This is a genomic window from Terriglobales bacterium (assembly GCA_035561515.1).
Lineage (GTDB): Bacteria > Acidobacteriota > Terriglobia > Terriglobales > Acidobacteriaceae > DATMXP01.
The window spans coordinates 1-10965 of sequence record DATMXP010000036.1; the positions used below are offsets into that span (position 1 = coordinate 1).

Annotated in this window: 11 protein-coding genes and 4 tRNA genes; 11 read left to right on the forward strand and 4 right to left on the reverse strand. The window is 57.7% G+C overall.

Going from position 1 to position 10965, the window contains the following annotated elements; genetic code table 11:
• Nucleotides 1–315: 315 nt before the first annotated feature.
• On the reverse strand, nt 316–1437 hold the full coding sequence (locus VN577_16025; GenBank protein ID HWR16336.1) for a 4Fe-4S binding protein: 1122 nt from the start codon (nt 1435–1437) through the stop codon (nt 316–318).
• 132 nt (nt 1438–1569) lie between these two features.
• Here VN577_16025 and VN577_16030 point away from each other — a divergent pair, with 132 nt between their 5' ends.
• Nucleotides 1570–2736, forward strand: a complete 1167-nt coding sequence (locus VN577_16030) for an ATP-binding protein (GenBank protein ID HWR16337.1) — start codon at nt 1570–1572, stop codon at nt 2734–2736.
• 115 nt (nt 2737–2851) lie between these two features.
• The gene (locus VN577_16035) at nt 2852–3379 is read left to right on the forward strand and encodes a hypothetical protein (protein ID HWR16338.1); all 528 of its coding nucleotides are present in this window, start codon (nt 2852–2854) and stop codon (nt 3377–3379) included.
• 422 nt (nt 3380–3801) lie between these two features.
• Here the strand turns inward: VN577_16035 and mnmG are convergent, their stop codons facing one another.
• The gene (gene mnmG, locus VN577_16040) at nt 3802–5898 is read right to left on the reverse strand and encodes a tRNA uridine-5-carboxymethylaminomethyl(34) synthesis enzyme MnmG (GenBank protein ID HWR16339.1); all 2097 of its coding nucleotides are present in this window, start codon (nt 5896–5898) and stop codon (nt 3802–3804) included.
• A 128-nt stretch (nt 5899–6026) separates the two neighbouring features.
• On the opposite strand from mnmG, the gene VN577_16045 reads away from it, so the two are divergent.
• From VN577_16045 to VN577_16055, 3 genes are all read left to right on the forward strand, one after another.
• Complete coding sequence (locus VN577_16045; GenBank protein ID HWR16340.1) at nt 6027–6554, forward strand: hypothetical protein; 528 nt, start codon at nt 6027–6029, stop codon at nt 6552–6554.
• A gap of 80 nt (nt 6555–6634) precedes the next feature.
• Nucleotides 6635–7333: a CADD family putative folate metabolism protein gene (locus VN577_16050; GenBank protein HWR16341.1), complete on the forward strand. Its 699-nt coding sequence runs from the start codon at nt 6635–6637 to the stop codon at nt 7331–7333.
• Nucleotides 7334–7414: 81 nt separating this feature from the next.
• Entirely contained in the window at nt 7415–7810 is a 396-nt protein-coding gene (locus VN577_16055; protein HWR16342.1) for a hotdog domain-containing protein, read from the forward strand.
• On the opposite strand, the gene VN577_16060 is transcribed toward VN577_16055, so the two are convergent.
• Both VN577_16060 and VN577_16065 read right to left on the reverse strand, forming a co-directional pair.
• A complete protein-coding gene (locus tag VN577_16060) occupies nt 7807–8244 on the reverse strand; it encodes a 23S rRNA (pseudouridine(1915)-N(3))-methyltransferase RlmH (GenBank protein HWR16343.1) in 438 nt (145 codons plus the stop codon). The two genes, VN577_16055 and VN577_16060, sit on opposite strands and share 4 nt — an antisense overlap.
• A 4-nt stretch (nt 8245–8248) precedes the next feature.
• On the reverse strand, nt 8249–9295 hold the full coding sequence (locus VN577_16065; GenBank protein HWR16344.1) for a hypothetical protein: 1047 nt from the start codon (nt 9293–9295) through the stop codon (nt 8249–8251).
• Nucleotides 9296–9582: 287 nt separating this feature from the next.
• Here VN577_16065 and VN577_16070 point away from each other — a divergent pair.
• From VN577_16070 to VN577_16095, 6 genes are all read left to right on the forward strand, one after another.
• A tRNA-Thr gene (locus tag VN577_16070) sits at nt 9583–9658 on the forward strand.
• A gap of 226 nt (nt 9659–9884) precedes the next feature.
• Nucleotides 9885–9972 (forward strand) — tRNA-Tyr (locus tag VN577_16075).
• A 22-nt stretch (nt 9973–9994) separates the two neighbouring features.
• Complete coding sequence (locus tag VN577_16080) at nt 9995–10213, forward strand: hypothetical protein (protein ID HWR16345.1); 219 nt, start codon at nt 9995–9997, stop codon at nt 10211–10213.
• Between the two features lie 71 nt (nt 10214–10284).
• Nucleotides 10285–10359, forward strand: a tRNA-Gly gene (locus VN577_16085).
• 8 nt (nt 10360–10367) lie between these two features.
• Nucleotides 10368–10443: transfer RNA gene (locus VN577_16090), tRNA-Thr, on the forward strand.
• Nucleotides 10444–10464: 21 nt separating this feature from the next.
• Complete coding sequence (locus VN577_16095) at nt 10465–10812, forward strand: hypothetical protein (protein ID HWR16346.1); 348 nt, start codon at nt 10465–10467, stop codon at nt 10810–10812.
• Nucleotides 10813–10965: the final 153 nt, after the last annotated feature.

A 10965-nucleotide genomic window follows, 5' to 3' on the forward strand; every position in this document is an offset into this window, starting at 1 on the left:
TTGTCATTCTGAGGCGAAGCCGAAGAACCTCTGTACTTGCTCTTTTTGACAACCGGAAACCGGCGACCATATACAACATATTGTGCAACTCGCAAGTCCTTTAGAATCAAATCTATAGCGTAAGTAGCTGTAGAATCAGCAACTTATAAGTCGTTTGTTTTCATAGTCTGTCGTGTAAGTGTCTTTATTTTCAAATCCGGGAGGGGGGTGGGGGGCACCCACAATTTTGACAACGCGGCGGGCACACAACACTGCAGTAATGCCAGGGGTGTGAGCTTTTTCAAGCCCCCAACCCCTGGCCAATTGCTCCTGAATTTACCGCCCCGGCATCGGATGCGCCGCCTTGTCCGCATTCGGGATCAGATACCGGTACACCTGCGACGGAATATCCGTGTTCCAACGGTTCGTCGCCTTCGCGTACCCCACGGTCCCCAGGAAGATCACCGCAATACCGGCCGCGACTGCCCACGCCGGAACCGCTCTCGGTTTCTTCGAACCCACCGCCGGCGTCGAAAAAACTAGCGCCTGTTCCGCCGGACACACCGCCACGCACTCCATGCACGCCGTGCACTCCGCCGACTTGATCGTGATCAACTTGTCCACCGGAAGCTGCGACGGACACGCCTTCGCGCACTTCGCGCAATCGATGCACGTCTCCGGATTCCGCCGGATCCGCAGCGGACTCAGCAGGGAAGCGAACCCCATCAGCGCCCCATATGGACACAAATAACGGCACCAGAAGTTCTGGATCACCACCGACAGCAGCACCAGCACGCCGATGACGATCAGTCCTGTCTGCCCCAGGAACCGGAAGAAGTTCAGCATCTTAACGTCTGCGATCAGGCCATACGGGCTCTGGAGAAACGCATGGATATCCGGCGGCGCCATGCTGTAAACCGCCCACAGGAAGAACCCGAGCAGGAAGTACTTCAGACCCCGCAGCCCGATATCGAGCCACCGTGGAACGTGCAGGTTACGCCGAAACATCTTCCGCCCCAGCTTCCAGAGATACTCCGACAGCGTCCCCACCGGACACAGCCACGAACAGAACGTCTTGCGAAAGATGAAAGAAATTGCGAGGAACGCAACGATCAGGAACATGCCGGCCGGATGAATCCGCGGAATCTCTCCCGTGAGCAGCGCGGCCTTCAGGTTCATCAGACCGGCGATTGGCAGGTAACCTTCCACGCCCGCGGGACGCGTCACCGCATCGCCGATGGCGCCAATCTCGTAATGACGAACGAACTGGTAAAACTGGATTCCGATTACAACATTAAGAAGTATGAATGCGATCTGTACCGTGTGACGAATCTGCTGAGAACGATCTGCAAGCAACCGGCGGATCAGTTTCTTCTTCGGTTTGTCCGCCGACTTCACCATCTCGACCAGAACCGGTCCCGGCTTCGACGGCGGAGTGAGCGTTGGCGTGGCTGACATCTGTGCCTCCGATGCACAGACTACGGCTGGCCAGTCACACCGGCCTATGACATAAATCACAGGTCTGACAAGGCCTTTGCTTTGACATGCTTACCTGCCCGTCCTACCATCCGCCTAGAGAAGGTGGCTGTTATGGCCGAATCACCCGTCGGCACGCAGTTCGCTCCTGCTGAACGCGCTGGGCACGAGCAAATCGTCAAAGAGTCTCATTATTTCAACTCCGGTTCGCCGATCTCGACCCTGCTGAACCTTGTTCCCGATGTCATCCTCATCCTCAACAAGCAGCGGCAGGTCGTCTTCGCCAACCGAGCGGCGATCGAATTCGCGGCCGTCGACGACATGGAAGACCTGCTCGGGATGCGTCCCGGGGAACTGCTGCACTGCAAGCACTCCCACGAATCCGACAACGGATGCGGTACCACTACCTTCTGCCGCTACTGCGGCGCCGTGCACGCCATCCTCGAGAGCCAGGACCACAAGTCCGCCGTCGAAGAATGCCGCGTCACCGTCGAGAAAGAGGGGCACGAAGAAGCCGTAGACCTGCGCGTGTGGGCGCGTCCACTGGAAGTTGGTGAAGACCTGCTGACCTTCTTCGCCATCACCGACATCGCCGACGAGAAGCGCCGTCAGTTCCTGGAGCGCATCTTCCTGCACGACATCATGAACACCGCCACCGCCCTGCGCGGATTCTCCTGGCTGCTGCACGAGAACGAAGAGGATCGCGAATCGCGTCGAAACTACGGCGACCGCATCTCCTACCTCACCGAGCGCATGATCCAGGAAATCCAGGCACACCGCCAGTTGCTGGCGGCGGAGAGCGGTGAACTCAAGCCGCAGGTGCAGAGGGTGAACTCGTACGTCATACTGCAGGACACCTACTTCAACTACTGCCGCCCAGAATTGCTGGAGCGACGCCTGCTGCACTCGTCCGAAGGAAGCGCGGCCGTCGATATGGAGACTGATCCCACGCTCCTCTCGCGTGTGCTCGAGAACATGGTGAAGAATGCCATTGAGGCTTCAGTCCCGGGAGACGTCGTCACCATGGGCTGCCGCGAGGACGGCGAAGACATCATATTCTGGGTACACAACCCCACCTACATGCCCGAGAACATCCGCTCGCAGATTTTCAACCGCTCGTTCTCGACAAAAGGCCCAGGTCGCGGCCTCGGCACCTACAGCATCAAGTACCTGACCGAAAAGTACATGGGCGGGCATGCGTCGTTCACTTCAAGCGAACAGGCGGGAACGCAGTTCGAAGTCCGGTACCCGCGTAATTGGAGAGGCGGAAGGGCAAACTAACGCAGCGGTGCACACACCTTTAACTGTCCCTAATTGGGAAAGACCCGCGCTCTCCGATCTCTTTTTCGCATCACGCCAGCGCTAGCAAGAGCAGAATCTGCGGTGGAGGTTCCTCATGAGATTTCGCCTCACGCTCCTGTTCGTGCTCTCATTCATTCTCACTGTATGTGCCGCCGCGCAAGACCAGTGCGTCCCCTTTGGCGGCACCCTTTACGGCTGGCATAACGGGAACGCCTGGCATGGAGAAGGCGACTTCACCGTCGGAAGAAAAACCATGCACGCTACTGTCGTCGATACCAACACCGGAAACACCAAATACGGCGACATGTGGCTCGGCACCGAAACCGCCGTCTTTGATTTTGGCGGTGGAAACAAAGTCGAACTACTCACCGAGTACGTTACCGAGCACCACACCGATGCTGTCGCAAAAGACGGACTCTTTCACGTCAACGAAATCGGTTCGTTTGCGAATGGCGAGGGCATGTTCAAGAACGCATGGGGACGCTTCAGCTCGCAAGGCCCCTTCGGTCCCGGAGTTACATTGCCCGCGAACATCAAGCCCGGTACGAACGACGGCATGTTCTGGATCGGCCAGTACAACGGGATGATCTGCGGAGTGGCAGCGGAAGGAAAAAAGAAGTAAGTACAAGTCAATGCGGGACCGCGCGCCTGATGTACTTAACTTGATCTATCATGTCGCGGTGACAAGCATCGAAAGAATCCTGTTAGTCATTTTCATGGCGTCGTGGACCATCTTATGGCTTCTGTACCACTTCATGATCCGCGCCGTTAACAAACGGGTTCCCGCTGCGGAGGCCATCCCTCACTTCCGGGTTAGTGCTACAGGCAGATGGGGGTCCCACGGCTTTGGTTGGAAGAGGCTCAGAAGTGAGTACAGAAGGGTGTATCCGCAAGGTCTGCTTGATCCCATCTTGATTGCGTGCATCCTGTCGATAGCGGCTCTCGCAATTGCGATGGTGGTTCTGCGCGTCCGAGGACTGATTCGCGAAGGATGGCTATAACCTGCTTAGTAGCACCTTTGATTTAAAGGTGCACGAGAACACCCTACTCAGCCAGTTGCTGCGCTTGCTGCATTTTGCGCGCCTGGATTTCGATATACACGTTCACCAGTGATACTGCCGCCGGCGTTACGCCGGGGATGCGGCTGGCTTGTCCGATCGTTTGCGGACGCACGCGCTGGAGCTTTTCCTTCATTTCGCGCGAAAGGCCCGAGACTGAAGCGTAGTCGAACCATTCGGGAATCCTCCGCTGCTCCGACTTCTTCAGGCGCTCAATCGACTTCTGCTGCTGGTCGAGATATCCCGCGTACTTGATCTCCGTCTCAATGGCGCGCAGTTCGTTGCGCACCTGCACCGGCAAATGACCGGGCACTTCGGCGGACTCGGAAGGACTGAAGAAACCCGGCAGCAGTTCGCGCAGCACCGGAGCAAGCACATCAATGCGGACTTCAGGCCGACGAAGCAGTTGGGCCAGGGGAGAGCCCAACAGATTGTTTAATGAAAGTAGGTCTGACGCAGCCCCAGCATCAGAGGTGTTTAGCTGCTGATCATTGGGAAGTTCGCCCTGGTCTCCGGTGGCTTGCGAACGACTAACGGCCGCGACCAGCCGACTAGATTCGATCTGCGCTGTAATCAGCGGTAGTACCTTCTCGAGCATCGCCTTATTGAGCTTTGTCTTCTCCAGCACCTGCTTCATCGCCGACATACGTTCCTGCTTGGCCAAGTAGTCGGCCCAGGCAGCGTCCGAGATTAAGCCAACGCGGCGGCCGTGATGAGTGAGTCGCCGATCAGCATTGTCGATGCGCAGATGCAGCCGGAACTCCGCGCGCGAGGTGAACATCCGGTAAGGCTCGTTCGTTCCCTTCGAGATCAGATCGTCAATCAGAATCGCCGTGTACGCTTCGGTCCGATCCAGCACCAGTGGCTCCTTGCCCTGCACGGCCAAGGCAGCGTTGATGCCCGCCATGATTCCCTGGCACGCCGCCTCTTCATACCCACTGGTCCCGTTGATCTGTCCTGCAAGATATAGGCGGCCGATCTTCTTTGTCTCTAACGTACGCGTCAGCTCCGTTGGGTCCACCGAGTCGTACTCAATCGCGTAGCCCGGACGCAGCATCTCTGCATTTTGCAGCCCCGGGATGCTGGCGATCATCGCCTGCTGCACTTCCACGGGTAGCGAAGTGCTCATGCCGTTCACGTACACCTCGTGTGTGTGCAGGCCTTCGGGCTCAAGGAAGATCTGGTGCGTCTCCTTGTCAGGGAACTTCACAATCTTGTCTTCAATCGACGGACAGTAACGCGGGCCAATGGACTTAATTTGCCCGCTGTACATCGGCGAGCGGTTCACGTTCTCGCGGATTACCCGATGCGTTTCCGGCGTGGTGAACGCGATGTGGCACGGAATCTGCCGATCGTGATGATGCACGCGCTTCGTCCGGAAGCTGAACGGCGTGGGATCTTCATCGCCCGGCTGAACCGTGAACTTCTCCCACTCGATGCTGCGCCCGTCGAGCCGCGGAGGCGTGCCTGTCTTGAGCCGCACCACGCGGAAGCCGAGTCGCCGCAACGACTCACCCAGCATCTGCGCCGGAGGTTCGCCACTGCGTCCGGCGGGAATCTGCTGCTCGCCGCAGTGAATGAGTCCGTTGAGGAACGTGCCCGTGGTGATGATGACGGCTTGTGCGCGGACTTTCCGGCCATCGCGAAGAACCACGCCACGGCACATCTGCCGCTCGTCTCCTTCAGTCAATTCCAGAATCAGGTCCGCCACTTCCGCCTGCTTGATCTTCAGGTTCGGCTGCGACTCCAGCACTTCCTTCACCTTCAGCCGGTATGCCTGCTTGTCGCACTGTGCGCGTGGCGACCACACGGCCGGGCCGCGCGAGGTGTTCAGCAGCCGAAACTGGATGCCCACTGCATCGGTGACTTCGCCCATGATTCCGCCCAGCGCGTCGACTTCACGGACTAGGTGTCCCTTGGCGATGCCGCCGATCGCAGGATTGCATGACATCTGCGCAATCAGGTCAACGTTCAAAGTCATCAGCGCAGTCTTCAGGCCCATCCGGGCGCAGGCCATCGCAGCCTCGCATCCGGCATGTCCGGCGCCGACGACAACAACGTCGAATTGTTCGGTAAACGACATCTATTCAAGGTTGAATGTGCCGAAATGGCACAACGGGAGTGTTCCGCTAGTAATCGATTCTACCAATGATTCGCGCCCTTTGCGCTCGCGCACCCGTGTACGATACAGGGAAGAACAGAGGAAACCCCATGCGAAACGTTGCTCGGATTCTTGTCGTCCTGGTGTTTGCCATCAGTTGTTTTGCCGCCGACCGTGGCCCATCCACCCCGGCCGAGCGCAAAAAGGCCGTTGAGTACGTTCGCTACCTGGAGAAGAACCCGCTCGCGCCTGACGCCAAAGAAAAGCGCAATTGGGTGATGGCTTTCTTCATGGATGTCCCCGATATCCAGATTCAGCTTTGCGACGACGCTTCCGATCCGCTGATCCAGCAGCGCAACCAGAACAACGCCAATGAGCTTCTGTCACAGTCCATGCTGTCGAGCGGCGCATTCATCATCCAGAATCCGAAGCAGGCCAAGGACCTGCTCGCCGTTCAGAAAGCCGGTTTGCTCGGGCGGCTTAAAGCTTACGAGGCGATCCTCAAGTCGAATCCCAACGCGCGCTGGCCACACCTGGACGAGATGCTGAAGTTGCGCGGAACGCCGGCGTTCGATGAACTTGTCGCCAAACGCGCGAAGGCGTGTGAGGCCGGCATCAAGTACAACCTCAAAAAGTAGCGACGCGGAAAACGCAAAGCACTAGCCCGATTCCGTGGTGTCCCTGTATAGTTCCATCACTACCTTAGTGAGGGATGAGGATGGAACTGAACGTGTTCTGGCAAGAGTTGCAGTCCCGTATTTCGAAATACGATCTGCTGTGTCATCCGTTTTATCAGGCCTGGAGTGAAGGCACTCTTACGCGCGAAGATCTGCGCGAGTACGCCGGCGATTACTACCACCATGTCGCCGCGTTTCCCACATATTTAGCTGCGCTCTACAGCCGTTTGCCGGAAGGCGAACTGCGTCGCGCCATGGTGCAGAACCTCGCCGACGAAGAAGGTCTCGACGGAAATCCGGCGAGCCGCGCTCACTCGGAGATGTGGCTCGATTTCGCCGAAGGTATGGGAGCAAGCCGCGCGGCAGTTCGCAGCTCCGAACCGGTTGCGGAAATCGCCGGCCTGACCGATCATTTCCGGCGCATTGCCCGCGAGGGTTCCACGGCCGAAGCGCTGGCTGCTTTCTACGCCTACGAGTCGCAGGTGCCGCGCGTAGCAAAAGAGAAAGCTCGCGGCCTCCGCGAGATGTACGGCGCTGATGCGAAGACCTGCGGTTACTTCACGCTTCACACCACGGCTGACGTGTATCACTCAAATGTCTGGCGTGAGCATCTGAGCGACGTCGTGGAAGGTGACGCCGGGGCGCAGGAGAAGGCTCTTGTCGCGGCAGAAAATGCTGCTCGTTCGCTGTGGCGCGCGCTCGATGGCGTGGAGCGTGAGCGACTCCAGCGCGCAGCTTAGAGTTTGGATCATTCAATCGGGTCAGCGAGTCCTTGGAAAACAACGACTCAATGGCCCGATTTCATTTGATACAGTCTTCTCATGTCGAAACCCGTTCCTGTCGGTGCGCGTGCGGAAGTGTCGGAAACCGTTGAGCACAAGCACACGCTTACTGCCCACTTCAAGCAACTGCCTCCGGTGTACTCCACGCCCGACATGATCCGACTGATGGAGACCGCGTGTTTTCACGCGCTGCAACCCTACGCCGAAGGAGACGAAATCACCGTGGGAACCAAAATCGACGTCGAACATCGTGCGGCAACGTCGCTCGGATCGAAGGTCACGGCCGAGGCGGAGATGGAGTCGTTCGACGGACGCTTCTACACCATGCGTGTGCGCGCATGGGACGAGAAGCAGGAGATTGGCCGGGGTACCGTCGGACGCGCCTTCGTCAGCGTTGGCAAGTTCCTGTCGAAGGTTCAGAAGAACGGCGCTTAGTGGCCGGTGTGGTAAGGGTGTCCCTTCAGGATTGTGAACGCCCGATAGATCTGTTCGGAGAGAACAACCAGCGCCAGTTCGTGCGGCAGGGTTAAGCGTCCCATGGAAAACTGAAACTGCGCGGCGTCGAGTGCCTTTGCACTCCAACCGTTAGGCCCTCCAATGGCAAACAGCATCACCTGCGTACCGCGGTCCTGGTGATTGCCGATGTGATGAGCCAATTCCTCCGACGAAAGTTGCTTGCCGCGCGGTTCAAGCGCGACGAAGTACGGACGCGGCGCTGTCTTCTCTACCCATTTCAGCAGTGCGTCTTCGCTGGCGAACTCCTGCGTCTCTACCTGGACGAACCGTGAAATGCGTTTGGAGTACTCCCCCACCAGCGACTGAATCGCAGGTTCCTTGGTGCGTCCGATCCAGGCGAGTTTCAGTTTCATACCGTTACTTGGTGGGCGCCTTCTTCGCCTTGGCCTTCGATTTCGCGGCAGGCTTCTTCGGCTGCTCAGGAGGAGGCGTGACCTGTGGGGTCGCCGGCGGCTCCGTCAGCAGTTTCTTTATAAAGCCTTTCGGCAGTTCCGCCGTCAGGATCGCCTGGCTCCCGTTTTGCTCGATCTTCAGACTGTCGAAGAACTTCTTCACGTCGGGGTCGCTTCCGGTCGCATTGGACTCGAGCGAGCGAAACAGCGCGAGAAACGCGGAAACCTGGTCGGTGACGCGCCGCGCGGATTCTTCATTCTGAGTAAAGACCTGCGCCTTGAAATCGATGGACCCGAGATATCGCACAGACGCGACGGCTACCGAGTCTGGCGGGAAGAAGAGGTCGAATCCGCCGGGAATCACGAATGCCTTGTTCTGTTTCGAATCGCGGGCGATGTCGGCGATCGCCCATGCCACCGAGCCGAACGGCAGCTTGCGATAGTACTGGCGGACGAGTTTAGGTCCGGCGAAAGGTGACGCGAGCCTCTTGTAGCGGTCGATCACGCCTCGTATGACGAGTGGGTCATCCACGTTACTCGCCGTCACGAGGTCGGGGGCGAGGATCGCAACGCGTACCGTGCGGTTCTCGATCGGTATGTTGAAGACCTCGATGTCGCGATAGGAATCTACTCGCGACGAGAGCTTATTAAGGTAGCGGCGGAGACGTGTGGTGTCGAACTTGGCGACGAAGACCTCTGAAAAGCGGGTCTCGGCCGTGGCAGGAGACCCCGGCGGCGGGACGTGGGCAGCAATCGCCGCCTCGTCGAGGTCACGCTCCACCTGGAATCCGGTCTCCTTCACGAAATTCTCGTACTCGGGATCGAGATGGACCTCGGAAGGTTGAATGTCGGCCAGCCTTAGCGGCGTGGCGTTTACATAAAGGTAGGCCTCGGCGCCGGGCAGCAGGCGAACCGGTTCGGGAGGGGCGGCTTTTCGATACAGGAGGGCGCCAGCAATCGCTGCGATGAGAGCGATTACGACGACCGGGATAATGACCTTGGAGCGTTTCATTCAGGGGGAGCTGCGTACATTTCAGGAAAAGCAGCCGGAATACAGTGTACGGGACAAAAATCGGTCCAACCGTCACCTGCAAGGGTAGCGGAGGAAGAGGATTTTGGATAGAATCTTTAGGGAGGTAATCCTCCTCGCAAATTCCGTTTTTGGTTCTGCAACGGAAATGCGGAAGTGTGTCGGTGCTCTGCTTGCACGCGGAGTTCCGCTGTGATATCTTTTGATCTTTGTCCCGTGCGGCGGGAAGTTTCCGGTAGGCTCAGGCTTAGGTTTGGGGTTTCCAACAGGCTGGCGTAGCTCAGCTGGTAGAGCATCTGATTTGTAATCAGAGGGTCGGGGGTTCAAATCCCTTCGCCAGCTCCAGAGATGTAGAAGCGCGCCGAGCGTGCGCAGTCAAGCAGCGTGTCGTGTAGCTCCTCAGAGATAAACCTCCACAGGACGCTTCCGTTCAGCGAATGAACGCGTGCGGAAGTTTGTTTGCGCGATTCGCATCACCGTTGCCCGAAGCAGCAGTTGATTTGCACTCATTTAGATGCAGACTGCGGCGGGCTACGGTACGGCCAAATTCGGCCAGTTGAAATTTTGTAGTGCACAGGTGGCCGAGCGGTTAATGGCAGCAGGCTGTAAACCTGCCGCTCCTTGGAGCTACGGAGGTTCGAATCCTCCCCTGTGCACCAGGTTTTGATCTGGAAGTTAGAGATGAATCGAGTGTGGATGGCGATGGGCGCGTATGTCGTGCTGGCCATCCTGGCGTGGACGCAACTTACCGAGGCCATTCCCCGAAGTGGGGGATATCAAGTTCGGCATGTGGTTCTGCTCGTGCTTTGTGCCTTGGCAATCTCCACTTGGATTCATCGACGGGACCGGGTTAAAGACGGTCACAGTGATACGGACGGAACGGAAGGCCGGGAACAGTAATTCAGGGGCTTGAACCCTGAATCGGGAGTAACGGTAGTTCAGGGCTTTAGCCCTGAATCGAGTTAAGCCGAGCGGGAGTAACTCAGTGGTAGAGTCACAGCCTTCCAAGCTGTTGGTCGCGGGTTCGATTCCCGTCTCCCGCTCCAGAGTTTGAGCCGATGTAGCTCAGTTGGTAGAGCACTCCCTTGGTAAGGGAGAGGTCACCAGTTCAATCCTGGTCATCGGCTCCAGATTTAAAAGGTCGAGCGAGCATGAAGGCACTCTTTGAACAATCCGGAATCAAGATCCAGAAAGAACAAGAGTTCGGGACGCTGAAGGGCGCTATCGAGCGCGTTCTCGCGCCTGCGCTGATCGAAAAATTCTTCAAGAAGCTCGACGGCAACGGTATCCGTATCCGCGAATTCGAGAAGGTGCTTGAAAAGCGCGTGCTTGAATCCGTGGATGAAGTGCTCGCGAAGTCAGGCCAGTCGGCCAGCCAGCTTTATAGCGCGCTGGTGGTCACCGATCAGGGGCAGATGCGCGAGTTTTACCTGACTCGAATCGAAGAAGTAAGCCCGGAACTCCGGCAGAAATTTCACAAGCTTTATAGCTACTACTGAGGCACGGCAATTATGGCGAAAGAAAAGTTTGACCGCAGCAAGCCGCACGTAAACATCGGGACGATCGGACACATTGATCACGGCAAGACGACGTTGACGGCGGCGATCACGAAGGTGCTGGCGAAGCACAATCCGAACATCAAGTTCCGTTCT

Excerpts from the sequence above, each read along its gene's own strand:
- VN577_16025 (HWR16336.1), bottom strand. The coding sequence starts at position 1,437 with ATGTCAGCCACGCCAACGCTCACTCCGCCGTCGAAGCCGGGACCGGTT.
- VN577_16030 (HWR16337.1), top strand. The coding sequence starts at position 1,570 with ATGGCCGAATCACCCGTCGGCACGCAGTTCGCTCCTGCTGAACGCGCT.
- VN577_16035 (HWR16338.1), top strand. The coding sequence starts at position 2,852 with ATGAGATTTCGCCTCACGCTCCTGTTCGTGCTCTCATTCATTCTCACT.
- mnmG (HWR16339.1), bottom strand. The coding sequence starts at position 5,898 with ATGTCGTTTACCGAACAATTCGACGTTGTTGTCGTCGGCGCCGGACAT.
- VN577_16045 (HWR16340.1), top strand. The coding sequence starts at position 6,027 with ATGCGAAACGTTGCTCGGATTCTTGTCGTCCTGGTGTTTGCCATCAGT.
- VN577_16050 (HWR16341.1), top strand. The coding sequence starts at position 6,635 with ATGGAACTGAACGTGTTCTGGCAAGAGTTGCAGTCCCGTATTTCGAAA.
- VN577_16055 (HWR16342.1), top strand. The coding sequence starts at position 7,415 with ATGTCGAAACCCGTTCCTGTCGGTGCGCGTGCGGAAGTGTCGGAAACC.
- VN577_16060 (HWR16343.1), bottom strand. The coding sequence starts at position 8,244 with ATGAAACTGAAACTCGCCTGGATCGGACGCACCAAGGAACCTGCGATT.
- VN577_16065 (HWR16344.1), bottom strand. The coding sequence starts at position 9,295 with ATGAAACGCTCCAAGGTCATTATCCCGGTCGTCGTAATCGCTCTCATC.
- VN577_16080 (HWR16345.1), top strand. The coding sequence starts at position 9,995 with ATGAATCGAGTGTGGATGGCGATGGGCGCGTATGTCGTGCTGGCCATC.
- VN577_16095 (HWR16346.1), top strand. The coding sequence starts at position 10,465 with ATGAAGGCACTCTTTGAACAATCCGGAATCAAGATCCAGAAAGAACAA.